Here is a 19,158-nt window from a genome sequence, read left to right on the forward strand (position 1 = left end):
AGGTAAAGTTATGCAAAAAGCAGTGTTGATAACCGGCTGTTCCAGCGGGATTGGATTAATTGCAGCGCAGGATCTGCGTAATCGTGGTTACCGGGTGCTGGCCGCCTGTCGTAAACCACAAGACGTGGAGAATATGCGTCAGCTTGGGCTCGAAGGCGTTGAGTTGGATCTGGACGATAGCGATAGCGTCGAACGCGCCGCTGCGCAGGTGATCGAACTGACCGGTGGTCGGTTGTATGGCTTGTTCAATAACGGTGGATTTGGCGTTTACGGCCCGTTGAGCAGTATTTCCCGCCAGCAGTTGGAACGGCAGTTCGCCACCAACCTGTTTGGTACCCATCAGTTGACCCAGCTGCTGTTGCCGGCGATGCTGCCGCACGGCGAAGGCCGCATTATTCAGACCAGTTCGGTGATGGGTCTGGTTTCCAGCGCCGGGCGAGGAGCATATGCCGCCAGCAAGTTTGCGCTGGAAGCCTGGTCTGACGCACTGCGAATGGAATTGCATGGCACGGGCATTCAGGTCAGCCTGATTGAACCCGGCCCAATTTCCACCCACTTTACCCAAAACGTCAATCAGGCGCAGAGTGATAAGCCGGTGCATAACCCCGGCATTGCCAAGCGTCTGACGCTGCCGCCAGAGGCCATTTTACCCAAATTGCGCCATGCGTTGGAAAGCCCAAGGGCCAAACTGCGTTATCCGGTCACCCTGCTGGCGCACGCACTCAGCGTATTACGTCGGATCCTGCCAGGCCGTTGTCTGGACTGGGTGTTACGCAGCAACGGTTAATTTGGCTGGCGGGGTTGAAGAATGCCGCTCCGCCCCCATTTAAAAGCCAATGGCTCCGAAAGATCAGAGAGAAAATTACATGCTAGCTCAAGCTGTTGTTGATATTAACGAAACTAACTTGCACCAGACGCTGGAACAGTCAATGTCCATGCCGGTGGTGTTCTACTTCTGGTCGGATCGCAGCCAACACTGCCTGCAACTCACCCCGATATTGGATAAGCTGGCGGCGGAATATGCCGGTCAGTTTTTACTGGCAAAGGTAGATTGTGACACCGAACAAGCCATCGCCGCCCAGTTCGGGTTGCGCTCGCTCCCAACCGTGTATTTGTTTAAAGAGGGCCAGCCGGTCGATGGTTTCCAGGGGCCACAGCCGGAAGAGATGATCCGTGAGTTCCTGCAGCGTTTCCTGCCAAAGGAAGAGGACTTGAAGCTGGCGCAAGCGACAGAATTGCTGGCTGAAGGCAATGCGGCAGAAGCACTGCCGCTGTTGAAAGACGCCTGGCAAGCGAGCCAACAACGCAGTGATATTGGCCTGACGCTGGCGGAAACCCAGATCGCACTCAACCGCTCTGAAGATGCCGAAGCGGTGCTGGCAACCATTCCGCTGCAAGATCGAGATACCCGTTATCAGGGTCTGATCGCACAGATTGAGCTGCTGAAGCAAGCCGCCGACACGCCGGAAATTCAACTGTTGCAACAGCAGGTCGAGCAGCAACCAGAGAACGTCGATTTAGCCGTGCAATTAGCATTGCAACTGCATCAGGTTGGGCGCAATGAAGAGGCGCTGGAACTGTTGATGGGGCATCTGAAGAAAGATCTCGCGGCCGCCAACGGTAATGCGCGTAAAACGCTGATGGATATTTTGGCTGCATTGGGTACCGGCGACGCATTGGCGGCCAAGTACCGTCGTCAGCTCTACTCACTACTCTACTAAATACCCGTCATACTTGAAGCTGCATCTGTGTTGGCTGCGTTTGCTCACCCCAGTCACTTACTTAAGTAAGTGACTGGGGACTCACAAACTTGCCGCCTTGATGCAACGCCAATTATTTAGGGTATACCCTTCGTTATTTGGGGCAAATCCCCTATGGATTTCCCGTCACATCTAGGCGGCAAACGCGAGAATCCCTGGGAGCTTAGATAACTAAGTGACCAGGGTTCGAACGTGCAGCCAACAACGATGTGGCTGGAAAGACGAAGGGGATTTAGCGGTAAACCCGCACGCCGCCGTCGATCCCTTTCGGACTGAACAACACCTGCCATAACTGAATATCACGCGAACGGAAAGCGCCCGCGCAGGCATTCAGATAATAGGTGAACATCCGTTCGAAACGTTCGGAATAGCCCTCGGACAGCATCGGCCAGGCCTGTTTAAAATTCTCATACCACGCCATCAGCGTGCGATCGTAGTCAGCACCGATGTTGTGCCAATCTTCCATCACAAAACGCCCTTCGCTGGCTTCGGCAATATGGCGCACCGAAGGCAGGCAGCCATTGGGGAAGATATACTTGTCTATCCAGGCGTCGACGTGGAGATTAGTTTGGTTGGCGCCAATGGTGTGGAGCAGGAACAAGCCGTCGGGTTTGAGATTACGCGCCGCAACGCGGAAATAAGTGTCGTAGTTTTTCGGGCCCACGTGTTCAAACATGCCGACAGAAACAATGCGATCAAACTGACGGTTCAAGTCCCGGTAATCCTGCAACAGTATTTCGACCTCCAGGCCCGCGCAGCGGTCTTGCGCCAATTTTTGCTGTTCGGCCGAAATGGTCACGCCGTGCACGGATACGCCGTAATTTTCCGCCGCATACTGCGCCAACCCACCCCAACCGCAGCCGATGTCCAGCAGTGACATCCCCGGCTTCAATTGCAGCTTTTCGCAGATCATTTTCAGCTTGGCCAACTGCGCCTGTTCCAGCGTATCGGCGTCTTTCCAGTAACCGCAGGAATATTGCATATAGGGGTCGAGCATCGCACGGAACAAGTCATTGCCGATGTCATAATGTTCTTTACCCACTTGCCAGGCCCGTTTACGAGACTGGCGGTTGAATAATCGGGCATAGGCGATGCGCGCAATATCACTCAGGTTTTTCGGCAACCGCTCATCAACACCGGCTTGCAGAATGCGGGTAAACAGCGCATCCAACCGCTCGCAATCCCACCAGCCGTCCATATAACTTTCGCCAAACCCGAGCGACCCTTCCTGCAAAATACGTTTAAACAAGGCGGGGTTGTGCACCTTGATGTCGCAGGCACGGCTGCCGTTGATAGTAATGCCAGCTGCGGACAGTAATTCTTCCACAATGCGATACCAACGATCTTTTTTCGGGGCAAGTTCATCAACACTGATTGAGTCCATAACAATCCTTGGCAAGATGTCATTTCAAAAAGCATAGTCGCAAATAAAAATGACAAATATTCGAAGTGAAAAGCGACAATGCTTTTTACTGTAGCCAAGGCAGACAACATCATGAAATGAATTAAAATTATTACAAACATGCCTATTTGGAATGTTAATTGTTCAGTACCACTGATTTATTAGTCTTTACACTGCAGCTGGCGTAATATCTGTTTACATATGTCTGACAGGAGGTTTGCCATGTTTACCCTTATCCCCATCGTGATTGTCGTCGCGCTAATCATCGTATTCGCCGGCGTCAAAATTGTTCCGCAAGGGTTCCAATGGACGGTGGAACGTTTCGGTCGATACACTAAAACGCTGATGCCCGGTTTGAACCTTGTGGTGCCGTTTATGGATCGCATCGGCAGAAAAATTAATATGATGGAACAGGTGCTGGACATTCCTTCACAGGAAATCATTTCGCGCGATAACGCCAACGTCGCCATCGATGCAGTGTGTTTTATTCAGGTCGTCGATCCAGCGCGTGCCGCCTATGAAGTCAGCAATTTGGAACTGGCGATCGTCAACCTGACCATGACCAACTTCCGTACCGTACTCGGCTCCATGGAGCTGGACGAAATCCTCTCGCAACGTGACAGCATCAACAGCCGTTTACTGCACATCGTCGACGAAGCCACCAATCCGTGGGGCATTAAAATCACCCGTATCGAGATCCGCGATGTCCGCCCACCGGCGGAACTGATTGCGTCAATGAACGCCCAGATGAAAGCCGAGCGCACCAAGCGTGCAGACATTCTGGAAGCCGAAGGCGTGCGTCAGGCCGCGATCCTGCGCGCAGAAGGTGACAAACAGTCCCAAATTCTGAAAGCGGAAGGCGAACGTCAATCGGCATTCTTGCAGGCGGAAGCGCGTGAACGTGCCGCAGAAGCCGAGGCTCGCGCTACGCAACTGGTTTCCGACGCGATCGCCAGCGGTAATATCCAGGCGGTAAACTACTTTGTGGCGCAGAAATACACCGATGCGTTGCAGAAAATCGGCTCCGCTAACAACAGTAAGGTCGTCATGATGCCGCTGGATGCCAGCAGCCTGCTTGGTTCAATAGGTGGCATTGCCGAACTGTTGAAAGAGACCAAAGGCAAGTAATCATGCTTGAGCAAATTGCAGCAAACCCGCATTGGTTCTGGCTTTCCCTCGGTGGGCTGCTGCTGGCGGCAGAAATGCTTGGTGCCAGTGGTTACCTGTTATGGAGCGGTGTGTCTGCGGTAGTGGTCGGTGCAATCGTCTGGCTGTTACCGCAGTTGGCCTGGGAGTGGCAGGGGGTTATTTTTTCGGTGCTGACGGTGGTCGTGGCCTACCTGTGGTGGTACTGGCTGCGTCAACGCCCATCGGCGCCCTCTAGCGGTTCACAGGTGCTAAATCAGCGTAACCGTCAGTTGATTGGCACCCGCGCCACGCTGACAGAACCGATGCACAATGGCATGGGTCGCATTAACATCGGCGACAGCAGTTGGCGCGCACAAGCCAGTGAAGACCTGGCCGTAGGCACCGAGGTAGAAGTGATCGCCGTCGAAGGCATCACTCTGGCGATCCGTGCACTGCCCCAACAATCTCGTTAACGAACAAGCCGGGTAACCCCGGCTTGCTTTATTTATACTATTAATTCCGAACTGAGAATGATGACTTTTGAGGTGGCAGGATAAGTTACCCTCCACGGTAGACTGTCAGATGGATAGTGTTCAATAGTTAATTTTGTATCTGCACCTCGAATACTCGGAAGAACTGTGGGATTCCCTTTAATCTGCCAAGTTTTAACAAGCGAATCCCCGTCTCCAAATAATTTAACCGCTGAGTCAATGGCGTCTGTCGTTTGATGAATGGTCAAATTCTGCGGCAATTGGGTGACGCTTGCTGTAGTTTGCAAACAAACGGACTTGTTATTAGTCACAATAAGATTATCAATGTTAGCATTCGCTTCCATCAACACTAACGGCAGCATGTTATTTGCCGACTTGCTGTTAAATATCAAGCTACCAATTGACACTGGTTTCTTAATACTGCAAAGACTTCCGCCACTGCCGAAGGGGCTTGCATATTCATTAACCGTCAACAAATCTATAACCAGATCACTCATATTAAGATCTAAAGCCTTATTGCCAACAAGACGCTCAAAAGTTAACTTTCCGATGCGACTACCCGACTGCGTACCAGATGCACTTAATCCTGGGTGTACTCGGCATGATGCGATAGAAATATTATCAATGAGATTATTTTTTGAGCCGTCATGTATTTCCACCCCTCGAATACAGTGCCCCACAGTAACATTATTAATACGGTGTTTGCTACCGCCGGTATACACCGCCGGCGCGCCATTTAAAATCGCAGAAGCATTTGTTTGTTCAAGATAGTAACAGTCCCCGGCCTCAACATTTTCACAAAAATTATTTTCACCATCTACAATGACACCACCCCCACCCCAGGTCCCGCATTTAACATCAATGACATAACAATCTGAAGTGGTTCCATCGAATTTACTATCCTGCCCAAAGGCAATAATAGCACCAGATAAATAACCCGGTTCAAAAGTACTGGCCGGGATCCCGGCCCCAACAATAGTGACTTTAGCTACAATATTTTTACTACCTTTCACTAAAATACCATCACCAAGACAATAACCACCGGTGATATTACTGACCACATTGTCATTGTTTTTAACGACAACTAAATTATCTCGACACTCATCAATATTCACATCAAAAGCGACGGAGTTGCCCATCAATACCATACCGTCACAGAATCCCCGCACAGTCATATGGTAAAAATAACTTTTATCCCCAGCAACAAAGCCGTTATGTGCAGACACCTGATGATAAACACTTTCACGCTTTACCCAGCCATATAACATACCGCCAAACATTTCCACGCCATGTAAATAATCATAGGCTTCAGGTGTAGAGGTTTGGTTGGCAAAAAATGGTTTCAGATGACCGGGTTTAGCCTTAATGGTTGCCCCATTAAGATTAATAACTTTCTTATTAGGCGTCCCATTTTTAATCCGCACGGTGTCGGACGTCATGTAGGTCGCACCCTGTTGGCAAACGGTGTCATACGCCGTCAAAAAAGCCGCGGTTAGCGCACGGGTATCATCTGCAATACCATTCCCTCGCGCACCAAACATATTTGGTGATACCAGAGAGTGGCTGTTCAATACACGAATCCATGTCCACTGTGAATTAGGCTTTATATAAATACCTGCATCATCAATAAGGCCGGGATCATTAGATGCGATGAAAACCCCGCCGCCAGATTGTAACTTATCTTCTCCGTGCCAATCAGGATAGTAAGAGACAACCTCGATGGACTCCCCAGCAGTGGCTGGGATAAGGGTTCGTAATGTTGCGATATCAGGGCAAGTATTCATAACAGAAAACCTCTTAGTGAGTGAAGTCCTCATGGACATAGCAACAATAAGAGGTGTTTCAGCAGGGAAGAATGTAGATAGGTTGTATGACTGTTCAGCGGACAAAATCTCAGTAATCTAGCTGATAGTCACTGCCTCTTTTACCTTTTCTCTGTATGGCAGCACCCCGCTAAATTATTAATGATTGGGCAGTCTGCTCCGTCATCGCCTGGGCATTGATCCGCCAGCGCCAATAAACGCTGGCGCATCTCACCCAATTCGGCAATGTGCTTTTCAATATCCGCCACCTTTTGCAACGTGCGCGCTTTCACATCGGCGCTGTGACGGCCCGGATCGTTGAACAACCCGACCAGTTCGCCGCACTCGTCCAGGTTAAACCCCACCTGCCGCGCCTGGCGTAGCAACGTCAGCTCTTCGATGTGCTTCGGGCTGTAGCTGCGATACCCGTTATCGGTTCGGATTGGTGCAGTCACCAGGCCTTTTTCTTCATAAAAGCGAATTGCCTTGCTGGTTAAGCCGGTTTTTTTTGCCACGTCGCTGATATTCATTCTTCCCCCTTGACCTTCCCCTTGCTGGAAGGTTTAAGCTTCATTCTTAGTGAAAACAGGTCAAGCGGTCAACCTTTAAACACCGCACTTGAGCGAGGGAATCGAATCATGTCACAAACTACCGTGCTGGCATTGCAGGGGCTAACCTGCATGAATTGCGCACAACGGGTGAAAAAAGCCCTGGAAAGCCGCAACGATGTTGAACAGGCAGAGGTTAATGTCCATTACGCCAAGGTCACTGGCGATGCGCCAAGTCAGGCACTGATTGATAGCGTGATTGCCGCCGGCTATCAGGCCGCTGTGGCGCAACAGGCAGATACCGAACTGCAGTTGAATGGCCTGAGCTGCATGCACTGCGCCGCCAGCACGCGCAAAGCGCTGGAAGCCGTGCCGGGTGTGATCGCCGCCGACGTCAGCATTGATAGCGCTAAGGTTTATGGCGATGCCGCTCCCGAGGCGCTGATCGCCGCGGTTGAGGACGCCGGATATCATGCCAGCGTTACCGGAGCCATCATCCCCCCAAAATCTGAGCCGTTGACTGAAACAGCGCCAACTTTGCCGGAAACCCAGGCAGCGGCCCCGCATTCCCTTCCGGTAACCCACAATGATGATGATGACAGCGTGCAGCTGCTGCTCAGCGGCATGAGCTGCGCCAGTTGCGTCAGTAAAGTTCAAAATGCGCTGCAGAACGTACCGGGCGTAGCGCAAGCACGCGTTAACTTGGCAGAGCGCAGTGCGTTAATCACTGGCAGTGCCGATCCGCAAACACTGGTCGCCGCAGTCGAAAAAGCCGGCTACGGCGCAGAAATGATCCAGGACGAAACCGAACGCCGCGAACGCCAACAGCAGACTGTGCAGGCTAACATGAAGCGCTTCCGTTGGCAGGCCGCGCTGGGGCTGGCGCTGGGTATTCCGTTGATGGCATGGGGGGTGTTCGGTGGCAGCATGTCGCTGACGCCGGAAACGCAGCGCCCATGGTTGCTGGTCGGCCTCATAACCCTGGCCGTCATGGTGTTTGCCGGCGGGCACTTCTACCGTAATGCCTGGCGCGCGTTGATGAACGGCAGCGCGACCATGGACACGCTGGTGGCGCTGGGTACCGGTGCGGCCTGGTTATATTCGATCAGCGTAAACCTGTGGCCAGATTTCTTCCCAATGGCGGCGCGGCATCTGTATTACGAAGCCAGCGCCATGATCATCGGTTTGATTAATCTGGGTCATGCGCTGGAACAGCGCGCTCGCCAGCGTTCATCACAGGCGTTGGAACGGCTGTTGGATCTGACACCGCCGACGGCACGACAGGTAACCGAAGAGGGTGAGAAGAGTATTCCGTTAGCGCAAGTGCAGCTTGGTATGACATTGCGGCTGACTACCGGTGATCGTGTCCCGGTTGACGGTGAGATCATTCAAGGTGAAGTCTGGCTGGACGAAGCGATGCTGACCGGCGAGGCAGTCCCCCAGCAGAAAAGCATTGGCGACACCGTTCATGCCGGTACGGTAGTCGATGATGGCACCGTCTTGTTTCGAGCAGGCGCTATCGGCAGCAAAACCACACTGGCGCGCATCATTAAGTTGGTACGTCAGGCGCAAAGCAGCAAGCCAGAGATTGGCCAACTGGCGGACCGTATTTCTGCGGTATTCGTCCCCGCAGTCGTCGCCATCGCGCTGTTAAGCGCCGCAGTTTGGTACATCTTTGGCCCGCAGCCGCAATTGGTTTACACGCTGGTGATCGCCACCACGGTGCTGATTATTGCCTGCCCTTGTGCGCTAGGGCTGGCAACGCCGATGTCGATTATCTCTGGCGTAGGACGCGCTGCGGAATTTGGCGTGCTGGTACGCGATGCCGATGCATTGCAGCAAGCCAGCCAGCTGGACACATTGGTCTTCGATAAGACCGGTACTCTGACAGAAGGCCAGCCACGCGTAGTGGAGATCCGCACCTTTGCCCCGATAAGCGAGCAACAGGCGGTGTCTTGGGCTGCCGCGTTGGAACAAGGTGCCAGCCACCCTTTGGCACGGGCCATCGTGGATCATGCCGGTGAACAAGCGTTGCCGCAGGTTGAGAAGTTCCGCACCCTGCGCGGCGCCGGCGTCAGTGGCGAAGTGGACGGCGTGAAGCTCCTGCTAGGCAATGCGGCACTGCTGCAACAGCATCAGGTTGCGATCACCGCTGAGCTGGATACTCAGATGCAGCAACAAGCGGAACGCGGTATTACGCCAGTATTGCTGGCTGTCGACGGTAAACCCGCTGCGCTGATTGCCATCCGTGATCCCCTGCGTAACGACAGCGTTGAGGCGCTGCAGCGCTTGCATCGTCAGGGCTATCAACTGGTGATGCTGACCGGTGATAACCCGGTGACGGCTAACGCCATTGCCAAAGAGGCCGGTATCGACCAGGTCATTGCCGGTGTGCTTCCTGACGGTAAAGCCGAGGCCATTAAACGGTTGCAGGCACAGGGCCACCGGGTAGCCATGATCGGCGACGGCATCAACGATGCCCCGGCGCTGGCGCAGGCCGATGTCGGCATCGCAATGGGCAGTGGCAGCGATATCGCGATTGAAACCGCCGCCATCACCCTGATGCGTCACAGCCTGAACGGCGTTGCCGATGCGCTGGAACTGTCTAAAGCCACGCTGCGGAATATGAAGCAAAACCTGCTCGGGGCCTTTATTTACAACACGCTCGGCATTCCTATTGCCGCCGGCGTCCTGTATCCGCTGACAGGTACCCTGCTCAGCCCGGTGGTCGCGGGTGCCGCGATGGCGTTGTCTTCTATCACCGTCGTCAGTAACGCCAACCGGTTGCTGCGTTTTAAACCCAAACGCTGAATGCCGGCGGGGCGCAAATCACTGCGCCCCGTTTCCTTTGAGATAATTCCTTCACTCTTCAGGCTTTCTTGTATGCCGGTTAGCGTTTAGCATGGGGAAAATTCCCTTTCAAGCTGAAAGGCGAACAAGTTCTCCAGGAGTCACGTTGTATGGGTCAACTGTTACGTCGTATCGCTGCCTTTTTCGGTCTGATTTCCCCCATGACCTACGCTTACCCGGCACTCGACATCCGCTTGCCTGGCGATCGCCAGTTCCATTTGGTCGGCAGTATTCATATGGGCACGGTGGATATGGCCCCGCTGCCCGCTAAACTGGCCGCGCGCCTCAAGCAAGCAGATGCCTTGATTGTTGAAGCCGATATCACCGACTCCGCCTCTCCTTTTGACCACGTTGAACGGCAACCGGAACTTGAACAAAGACTCTCCGAACCCGAGTTCCAGCAGTTATTAACGCTATGCCAGGAATTGGGCACGGATGCAGAAGCATTCTCTACTCTGCCCGGCTGGCAAGTGGCGCTGATGATGCAGGCACGACAGGCTCAGCGGCTTGGCCTGCGTGCCGAGTACGGGGTGGATTATCAGTTATTGCAGGCCGCCAGGGCGCAGCATAAAAAGGTGATCGAGTTAGAAGGTGCACAGCAACAGTTGGCGATGCTGGAACAGTTACCGGAAGGCGGCATGGCGTTGTTGCGCGATACGTTGGAACACTGGCACACCAACGCCCGCCTGCTGCAAACCATGGTGAGTTGGTGGTTGGATGCAAAACCCAGAGGCGCACTGGAAACCCTGCCCGCTACGTTCAGCGCGGGTTTGTATGATGTGTTGATGCATCAGCGCAATCGCGACTGGCGACAAAAACTGGAGAGATTGCCGGCGGGTAATTACGTGGTAGCGGTAGGTGCGCTGCATTTGTACGGCGAAGATAACCTGCCAGCGATGCTGCAAGCAGAGTAAAAAAGTGGCCAATATCGCTACTGGCCAGTCAAAGAGGAATTTCTTGTATTTTAGTTATACGCATAGCAACCGTGTTAACGGTTACAATAGACAGGGTAGCAACCTAGTGAACATATTGGCAACCCGCTTTACGTAACAGTCTCTCAGGTTGCTGTTACCGTTATATTTTTGTAATTTTGTTGCCTCGCCTTACAACTTCCCCTCAGGGGGAAAGAGGAAAATACCATGACGCCCGCAGTGATCCTGCTTGAGAAACAAAAGGTCGCATTTACCCTTCATCCGTACCATCACGACAGTGCAGAAACCCATTTCGGCGATGAAGCAGTACAGAAGCTTGGGCTGGATGCCGACCGCGTCTATAAAACGCTGCTGGTAGCACTGAATGGCGATGCCAAGCACCTGGCCGTCGCGGTTACCCCGGTCGCCACTCAATTAGATCTGAAAAAGGTCGCCCGCGCGCTGGGTGCGAAGAAAGCTGAAATGGCCGATCCGCTGTTGGCTCAGCGTGTTACAGGTTATCTGGTGGGGGGCATCAGCCCACTGGGGCAGAAAAAACGGCTGCCGACGGTAATCGACAGCCCTGCGCAACAGTTCGCCACCATTTACGTCTCTGGCGGCAAACGCGGGTTGGATATCGAGCTAGCCGCAGAAGACCTGTGTCGATTACTTTCAGGTAGCTTCGCCGATATCGCCAAACGCGACTGAACAGCCGGGAACATCTGCCCCAGCCCCCCGTGTAAGTCCCCCGTCTCATAGATATAACGATGAGACGGGGCGAGCGGGCACAGCCACCGCAGAGACAACGTTGACGATGAAGGGTAAAACTTACTGATAGACGATCTCACCCTTCGGCTCATACGCCGCCGCATCCAGCGGTGAGTGCTTCTCGATATATTGCTTCAGCACTTCAGCATCGATAAAACCGGTATTAACATAGCTCGGCAGGGTATCCAGCTTCGGATAGCCATCACCGCCCAACGCATTGAAGTTCAGGGTCGCCATGCGGTACGTTTTATCAGCCTGTAGCGGCTCACCGTTGATTTTGACATTGCTGACACCCTGTTGGCCGTCCGCCGTCAAGCTGACATTGGCAAACTGCGCGTAGGCCCCGGAATCCACTTTCATATTGGCCACTACCGCCAGGTATTTCTCTACGTCGCTGCCTTTCATCTCGACGTAGACCAACGTATTGCCAAATGGCTGTACCTTCAGCACGTTCTTGTAGGTAATGTCGCCCCCCTCAATCGAGTCACGTACACCACCCCCACTCATCACCGCAAAGTCAGCTTCAGCACGTTCCATTTGCGCAGCCAGCAGCACGCGCGCCAGATTGGTCTGTACGAAACGCACCTTGCTGCGATCGCCCTCCAACTTGCCGTTCACGCTGCCAATTTTCACGTCCAGTTGCGCCTTGCCCTTCTCCTGGAACGGCGTCAGCAGCTTCATCATCGACGGATCTTCTGCGATCTGCTGGGTGTAATACACGCGTTCACTGGTACCGTCGGCTTTCTCTACCTTTTTCTTCAGGTTGACCGGGATCAGTTGATAATGCATCAGCTTCAGCTCGCCGTTACGGAACTGGAAATCGGCGCGGCCCACATACTTACCCCACTCATGCGCCTGCACGATCCAGGTGCCGTTCTGACGATCCGGCGAGCACGGCGTGCCCGGCACATAATCCACCTGCTTGTGGTTCTCACTGGCCATGCACACAGGATCCTGCGAGTGGCCACCGACAATCATGTCCAGATAGCCGGCAGGCAGGCTGCGCGCCATTTCGACGTCGCCAGGCGCGTTGGAACCGTGCTGACCGTCATCATAATGACCCATATGGGTCGCAGCGATAATCACGTCCGGCTTTTCGTCCTTACGCAATTGCTCGACCACCTGTTTGGCTTCCTGCGCTGGCACGCGGAACTCGATGTCGGTGAAATATTCCGGGTTACCAATCTTGGCTGTATCATCGGTCGTCAGGCCGATAACTGCGATCTTGATGCCCTGCTTATCAAATAAGGCATAGGGTTTAAATAAGCGTTGTTGGGTGCTTTTCTGATAAATGTTGGCCGACAACAGCGGGAAGGTCGCCCACTTTTCTTGTTGGCGCAATACGCTGAGTGGATTGTCGAATTCATGGTTGCCAATCGCCATCGCATCGTAGCCCACCAGATTCATGCCGCGAAAGTCCGGCTCGGCATCTTGCAGGTCTGACTCAGGTACACCGGTATTGATATCACCGCCCGACAGCAGTAGTAGACTCCCGCCTTTGGCTGCAACATCCTGGCGAATGCTGTCGACCAACGTCTTCTGAGCGCCCAAGCCATACTCACCGTGATCGTTCTGCCAAAAATGACCGTGGTGATCGTTGGTGTGCAAAATGGTGATGTCGTAGGTCTTATCCTTTTCCCAGGCGCTGGCGGCTCCCGACAGGAAAGTCAGGGACACAGCCAAGGCGCATGCGGTGGTCTTGAACGAAAAGCGCATGGCGGAACTCCATATGATTATTAACTGTTTTTTTGAGATGGACGAAAGTGTAGCGCGAAACGAAGGCAACTAATTTCAATTTTTTGCGATGTGCGTCAAATTATGTCGGATATGGCAAATATTGACCAACTTGCTAAGATATCTGCTCTGTCCTCTAAAACTTACCAGGCTAATAATAAAATGACCGACCGTAGCGATACTGCCATGCCACCGGCCAAAGGCAGCGCGGTTAAAGGGACTGCATTCTCGATTCTTGGTGCCATCAGCGTCTCTCACCTGCTTAACGATATGATTCAATCGCTGATCCTGGCGATTTACCCGATTCTACAAGCCGACTTCAGCCTCAGTTTCGTACAGATAGGTATGATTACGCTGACCTATCAGCTAACGGCGTCTTTATTGCAACCCCTGATTGGCTACTACACGGATAAGCATCCGCAGCCGTATTCGCTGCCGATCGGCATGGGCTTTACCCTGTGCGGGTTACTGTTGCTGTCTGTCGCCAATACCTTCCCGCTGGTTCTGCTGGCAGCGGCACTGGTTGGCACCGGCTCTTCGGTGTTCCACCCGGAGTCCTCTCGCGTAGCACGCATGGCTTCCGGTGGTCGACATGGCCTGGCGCAGTCGCTGTTCCAGGTTGGCGGTAACTTTGGCAGTTCCCTTGGGCCACTGCTGGCAGCGTTGATTATCGCGCCTTATGGCAAGGGTAACGTCGCCTGGTTTTCATTAGCGGCACTGTTAGCTATCGTCGTGTTATTGCAGGTCAGCAAATGGTACCAGCTGCAGCATCGGGCAACAAAAGGTCAGCCTAAAACGGCCTCTTCAGTGAAACAGCTGCCAAAACGTACCGTTACCTATGCCATTGGCATTCTGCTGATACTGATTTTCTCCAAATACTTCTACCTGGCGAGCATAAGCAGCTATTACACCTTTTATTTGATGCATAAGTTCGGTGTTTCAGTGCAAAATGCCCAGTTCCATTTATTTGCATTCCTCTTCGCCGTGGCGGCAGGAACCATTATTGGTGGCCCGATAGGTGACAAGATAGGAAGAAAACGTGTCATTTGGGGCTCAATCCTCGGCGCAGCCCCCTTCACACTTGTTTTACCCTACGCATCACTCTATTGGACCGGCATTTTGACGGTGTTTATAGGAGTAATCCTCGCGTCAGCGTTCTCCGCCATTCTGGTTTATGCCCAAGAGCTTATTCCGGGTAAAGTCGGCATGGTTTCCGGTTTATTCTTCGGCTTTGCCTTTGGTATGGGCGGGTTAGGCGCGGCAGTTCTTGGTTATGTCGCAGATTTGACCAGCATCGAGTTAGTCTATCAAATATGCGCTTTCCTGCCGTTAATCGGCATTATCACTGCATTACTGCCCAATATCGACCATAACTCGCAATAACCCTGCTTTAACACCGGTTGAATGCTGCCATTCAACCGGGTCTTCCTCAACACAAATCCATGTTATTTGACTTATTAAGTGTTAAATCCCCTCATTGGCTAGTAAAAGACGGAATCCTCTGCTTTTTCACAAAATAGCTCAATTTAGCTAAGCGCAACGCGAACAAATGCAATAAACTAAATGTATCTTTTCGTAACTTTGTTGCGTTTCCCCTCTGCTGCCATGCATAGCTAGAAGGAGTCTGGATGCATAATTCAACACCGTTAATCACCACCATTGTCGGAGGGTTAGTACTCGCCTTCCTCCTCGGTATGCTGGCGAATCGCCTGCGCATCTCCCCGCTGGTGGGGTACCTTGCCGCAGGTGTGCTCGCTGGCCCTTTTACCCCCGGTTTTGTTGCCGACACCTCGCTGGCACCGGAACTCGCGGAAATCGGCGTGATTCTGTTGATGTTCGGTGTTGGCCTCCATTTCTCTCTTAAAGACCTCCTCGCAGTAAAACATATTGCCATTCCCGGTGCCGTGGCACAGATTGCCGTCGCCACCTTGCTGGGTATGGGATTGTCGAAGCTGTTGGGCTGGGATTTGATTTCCGGTCTGGTGTTTGGTCTCTGTCTGTCCACAGCCAGTACCGTGGTGCTACTGCGGGCACTGGAGGAACGCCAGTTGATCGATAGCCAACGCGGGCAAATCGCCATCGGCTGGCTGATCGTCGAAGATCTGGCGATGGTGCTGACGCTGGTGTTACTGCCCGCGTTCGGCAATATGCTGGGCAATAACAACGCCAGCAGCGGCCAGTTGCTGATTGAATTGGCAATGACCATTGGTAAAGTTATCGCCTTTATCGCGCTGATGATTGTGGTTGGCCGTCGCCTGGTGCCGTGGATCCTGGCGAAAACCGCCAGTACCGGCTCCCGCGAGCTGTTTACTCTGGCCGTATTGGCGCTGGCACTCGGCATTGCCTATGGCGCAGTGAAACTGTTCGACGTTTCATTTGCACTGGGGGCATTCTTTGCCGGTATGGTGCTAAATGAGTCGGAGCTGAGCCATCGAGCGGCCCACGACACCTTACCGCTTCGCGATGCCTTTGCCGTCCTGTTCTTTGTATCGGTCGGCATGCTGTTTGATCCAATGATTTTGATCAACGAGCCTCTGGCGGTATTGGCAACGCTGGCAATTATCGTGTTCGGTAAATCGCTAGCAGCCTTCCTGCTGGTGAAAATGTTCGGTCACTCCAAACGCACCGCGCTGACCATTTCTGCCAGCCTCGCACAAATCGGTGAGTTCGCCTTCATTCTGGCTGGCCTTGGGATCACGCTGGGCATGATGTCAGAACACGGTCGTAATTTGGTGCTGGCCGGGGCCATCTTGTCGATTATGTTGAATCCGTTACTGTTCACGCTACTCGAGCGTTATCTGGCCAAAACCGAAACCATTGAAGATCAGATACTGGAAGAAGCGGTAGAAGAAGAGAAGCAGATCCCGGTGGATATGTGCAACCACGCGCTAGTGGTGGGCTATGGCCGTGTTGGCAGCCTGCTGGGGGCCAAATTAGCCGAAGCGGGCATTCCGCTGGTGGTAATCGAGAATTCGCGCCCACGGGTTGAGGCACTCCGTGAACAAGGCATCAAAACGGTGCTGGGTAATGCCGCCAATCCAGAAATTATGGATCTGGCACGGCTCGACTGCGCACGTTGGTTATTGCTGACCATACCTAATGGTTATGAGGCCGGTGAAATCGTGGCCTCTGCGCGGACCAAACGGCCAAACATCGAAATTATCGCCCGTGCGCACTACGATGATGAAGTCGCGTATATCTCCGATCGCGGCGCAAATCAGGTGGTGATGGGTGAGCGGGAAATTGCCAACAGCATGCTGAATATCCTCAAGTTGGATACACTGACCGAAGAAGAGAAAATGGGCGGCTGTCCGATCTGATGTGACGGGTCATCGAGATAAAAAAGGTCCGGCATGCCGGACCTTTTGCTTTTTACCGTTCCCAGTAAGACTCTTCCAGGCTATCTTCCCGCTCTGGCAAGCCACGCGTCAAACGTGGTGAGTGCTGGTTCAGCACCTGATAACTGACACGGTTAGCGTATTTACACACCTGCGCCAACGAAGAGTAGGTCAGATAACTGCGAACGTGCTTGCTGGAGTTAGGCACGTTATTACGGTGGTAACCGTTGGCCGCGATATCATGCAGCAGTGCCGACAAGGCCCCATCACCGGCACCGTTGGTGTTCATGATTTTCTCAGGCCCGCCCATGTATGGCGCGATATGCGAATAGATGCGGAACGGATTTTCACAGCTTTCCCGGCGCATGGCACGGCTGAACTCATAGCGGTTGAATTCGGCAATATGCCCCGGCAACAACGGATGCTGGGTCTCCCGCTTATTGGACTCTTCGGTGTAACCCGCCATATACAAGCCATTTGGCCCTGCGGTGCACAGCACCAGATCCACCCATTCAAGCGCCATGTCAGAAGCGGTGAGTGGATCGCTCAACCCGGTCAACTCCAACGCTTCATCTTCGTTCATCGCCAGAATTGAGACGTGTTCTTTTAGGAAATCACGCCACCACTGTGGATTGTCGGCAATGACATACTTGGTTCCCAGCGTCAGTACGACAGGTACATCGTGCTTTTTGGCAAATTCGATCGCCTGCATGGTGGCAGCAGGCATCGGCTCACCTTCCTTGCAACGCACCAGGTAAGATGTCAGCACTAGCGCCGAAGCGCCGGCAATCACCTCTTCCTTCACGCTTTCCGGTCGCAGTTGGTTCATCTGCCCAGGGCTGATAGCAAAGGTACGCTCACCGCTTTCGCTAATCAGCGTAAAACAGCGGCCAATGGCACCGTCAACCGCCTGCAGGTGGTTAAGATCGGTACGGCTGGAGGTGTTGCACAGATAGCGATAGGCATAGCTGCCGATCTTGATGTTGCTGCACATCACACCGAGCAGGACCGAACGGTCATCTGCCAGTACCGAATAGTTGTGCAGCGTATTGCCGATGGTGCCGCCGGCAAATTGATGGGTGATCAGATTGTTGTCGAGCAATTCCTGATACAGCGCTTCGGCGACGTCATCCTCAATCACCAGAGAGTGCCCCAGGCTCAGGCCATAGCGCTGGACGAAAGTGTCATCCACTTTTGCCTCAATATCCACCAGCGTCTGGTCGATACCGACGACATAAGAGGTGCTGATTTCATTTTCAGGTTGAACCTGCTGTAAAAGCGGATCGCGTGCGTTCACCGGAAAATAGTGTTTGGACTTACGTTTACCAGGAAATTTCATTTAATTGGCGGCAGTGGCAGTTAACAGGCAGAGAATGTTAGCACATTCCTGCCCGATTGATGATGGCTGTCACCATTTTGCGCATTGAGGATCAGAAGCGCTGTGCCACCAGTTGCTGCATCATATCAATATGCGCCGGATCGTCGTTCAGCGCAGAGATATACTCGAACTTCTCACCGCCGGCATGAAGGAAGATCTCGCGGTTTTGTTCCTTGATCTCCTCCAGCGTTTCCAGACAGTCCGCCGAGAAACCGGGGCAGATAAGCTGAATATGCTTAACGCCCTGCGCGGGTAAGCTCTTGAGCGTTTCATCGGTATAAGGCGTCAACCAGGGCTCGCGACCAAAGCGCGACTGGTAGGTCATCATTACCCGATCCGGCGCCAGCGGTAAGGTGGCCGTCAGCGCGCGCAAAGTGTCTTCGCAACGCTGCGGGTAATCGTCGCCCAGGCGCGCATAGCGCTTGGGAATACCGTGAAACGACAACACTAAACGATCCGGTTGACCATGCTCGGCGAACGAGCGTTCGACGCTTTCACGCAAAGCAGAAATGTAGGCCGGGTGTTCGGCATAGTCGCGGATGAAGCTGATCGACGGCAGGCGACGGTACCCCTTCAATATGCGGGCCACGCCGTCCCATACCGCTGCACTGGTGGAACAGGAGTATTGCGGGTATAACGGCAGCACCACCAGATTGGTTACCCCCTGCGCCAACAGCTTGTCTATCGACTCCCCAAGGCTCGGTGAGCCGTAGCTCATGCCCAATTCAACCGGCGTATTTGGCATACGAGCGGCCAGCGCACGCTGCTGACGACGGCTGTAGACCAGCAATGGTGAGCCTTCGTCCATCCAGACCGACTTATACAGCTTTGCCACCCGCGGCGAACGGATTGGCAGGATCGCACCGTTGAGGATCGGCCACCAGATCAGTGGGGCGGTATCCACAACGCGGTCGTCACTGAGGAATTCCTTCAGATAGCGTTTTACCGCCGACGAGGTCGGAGCATCCGGCGTGCCCAGGTTCACCAGCAATACCCCGTGTTTCTCTTGCTTCATCTCAGTTCCCCTTGATTCCTTGCAAGCTAACCC

The 19,158-nt window shown here is 53.4% G+C and carries 15 protein-coding genes; 9 read left to right on the forward strand and 6 right to left on the reverse strand.

From position 1 onward, the window contains the following. Positions 1-10 precede the first annotated feature (10 nt). Positions 11-787 carry an SDR family oxidoreductase gene (locus tag ACI2J2_RS12365; RefSeq protein WP_209636446.1) on the forward strand — a complete coding sequence of 259 codons (777 nt, stop codon included), beginning with the start codon at positions 11-13 and terminating at the stop codon, positions 785-787. A gap of 79 nt (positions 788-866) precedes the next feature. Further along, a complete protein-coding gene (locus ACI2J2_RS12370) occupies positions 867-1,721 on the forward strand; it encodes a co-chaperone YbbN (RefSeq protein ID WP_209636448.1) in 855 nt (284 codons plus the stop codon). 271 nt (positions 1,722-1,992) lie between these two features. On the opposite strand, the gene cfa is transcribed toward ACI2J2_RS12370, so the two are convergent. Continuing rightward, positions 1,993-3,144, reverse strand: a complete 1,152-nt coding sequence (cfa, locus tag ACI2J2_RS12375; protein ID WP_400768401.1) for a cyclopropane fatty acyl phospholipid synthase — start codon at positions 3,142-3,144, stop codon at positions 1,993-1,995. A 240-nt stretch (positions 3,145-3,384) separates the two neighbouring features. On the opposite strand from cfa, the gene ACI2J2_RS12380 reads away from it, so the two are divergent. Both ACI2J2_RS12380 and ACI2J2_RS12385 read left to right on the forward strand, forming a co-directional pair. After that, complete coding sequence (locus ACI2J2_RS12380) at positions 3,385-4,290, forward strand: SPFH domain-containing protein (protein ID WP_037417867.1); 906 nt, start codon at positions 3,385-3,387, stop codon at positions 4,288-4,290. A 2-nt stretch (positions 4,291-4,292) separates the two neighbouring features. Beyond that, positions 4,293-4,763, forward strand: a complete 471-nt coding sequence (locus tag ACI2J2_RS12385) for an NfeD family protein (protein ID WP_400768404.1) — start codon at positions 4,293-4,295, stop codon at positions 4,761-4,763. Positions 4,764-4,795: 32 nt separating this feature from the next. On the opposite strand, the gene ACI2J2_RS12390 is transcribed toward ACI2J2_RS12385, so the two are convergent. Continuing rightward, positions 4,796-6,565: a hypothetical protein gene (locus ACI2J2_RS12390; RefSeq protein ID WP_400768407.1), complete on the reverse strand. Its 1,770-nt coding sequence runs from the start codon at positions 6,563-6,565 to the stop codon at positions 4,796-4,798. 140 nt (positions 6,566-6,705) lie between these two features. Then, entirely contained in the window at positions 6,706-7,113 is a 408-nt protein-coding gene (gene cueR, locus ACI2J2_RS12395; RefSeq protein ID WP_209636456.1) for a Cu(I)-responsive transcriptional regulator, read from the reverse strand. Between the two features lie 108 nt (positions 7,114-7,221). Between cueR and copA the strand changes: the two genes are divergently transcribed. The 3 genes from copA (at position 7,222) to ybaK (ending at position 11,600) form a co-directional block, all read left to right on the forward strand. Then, positions 7,222-9,942 (forward strand): copper-exporting P-type ATPase CopA, encoded by a 2,721-nt coding sequence (gene copA, locus ACI2J2_RS12400; RefSeq protein WP_400768410.1) that lies wholly within the window; start codon positions 7,222-7,224, stop codon positions 9,940-9,942. A 149-nt stretch (positions 9,943-10,091) separates the two neighbouring features. After that, positions 10,092-10,895 carry a TraB/GumN family protein gene (locus ACI2J2_RS12405; RefSeq protein WP_265554539.1) on the forward strand — a complete coding sequence of 268 codons (804 nt, stop codon included), beginning with the start codon at positions 10,092-10,094 and terminating at the stop codon, positions 10,893-10,895. Between the two features lie 225 nt (positions 10,896-11,120). Beyond that, the gene (gene ybaK, locus ACI2J2_RS12410) at positions 11,121-11,600 is read left to right on the forward strand and encodes a Cys-tRNA(Pro)/Cys-tRNA(Cys) deacylase YbaK (RefSeq protein WP_209636462.1); all 480 of its coding nucleotides are present in this window, start codon (positions 11,121-11,123) and stop codon (positions 11,598-11,600) included. A gap of 120 nt (positions 11,601-11,720) precedes the next feature. On the opposite strand, the gene ushA is transcribed toward ybaK, so the two are convergent. Further along, positions 11,721-13,376: a bifunctional UDP-sugar hydrolase/5'-nucleotidase UshA gene (gene ushA / locus ACI2J2_RS12415; protein ID WP_400768414.1), complete on the reverse strand. Its 1,656-nt coding sequence runs from the start codon at positions 13,374-13,376 to the stop codon at positions 11,721-11,723. A 180-nt stretch (positions 13,377-13,556) separates the two neighbouring features. Between ushA and ACI2J2_RS12420 the strand changes: the two genes are divergently transcribed. After that, positions 13,557-14,777 carry an MFS transporter gene (locus ACI2J2_RS12420; RefSeq protein ID WP_209636466.1) on the forward strand — a complete coding sequence of 407 codons (1,221 nt, stop codon included), beginning with the start codon at positions 13,557-13,559 and terminating at the stop codon, positions 14,775-14,777. 245 nt (positions 14,778-15,022) lie between these two features. Continuing rightward, the gene (gene ybaL / locus ACI2J2_RS12425) at positions 15,023-16,714 is read left to right on the forward strand and encodes a YbaL family putative K(+) efflux transporter (protein WP_209636468.1); all 1,692 of its coding nucleotides are present in this window, start codon (positions 15,023-15,025) and stop codon (positions 16,712-16,714) included. A gap of 52 nt (positions 16,715-16,766) precedes the next feature. Here ybaL and ACI2J2_RS12430 read toward each other — a convergent pair whose 3' ends face one another. Together ACI2J2_RS12430 and hemH are read right to left on the reverse strand one after the other, a co-directional pair. Beyond that, positions 16,767-18,071: an inosine/guanosine kinase gene (locus tag ACI2J2_RS12430; RefSeq protein ID WP_209636470.1), complete on the reverse strand. Its 1,305-nt coding sequence runs from the start codon at positions 18,069-18,071 to the stop codon at positions 16,767-16,769. Positions 18,072-18,162: 91 nt separating this feature from the next. Continuing rightward, complete coding sequence (gene hemH / locus ACI2J2_RS12435; protein WP_209636472.1) at positions 18,163-19,125, reverse strand: ferrochelatase; 963 nt, start codon at positions 19,123-19,125, stop codon at positions 18,163-18,165. Between the last annotated feature and the right edge of the window lie 33 nt (positions 19,126-19,158).

The sequence above is a fragment of the Serratia sp. NPDC087055 genome (assembly GCF_044900985.1).
Lineage (GTDB): Bacteria > Pseudomonadota > Gammaproteobacteria > Enterobacterales > Enterobacteriaceae > Serratia.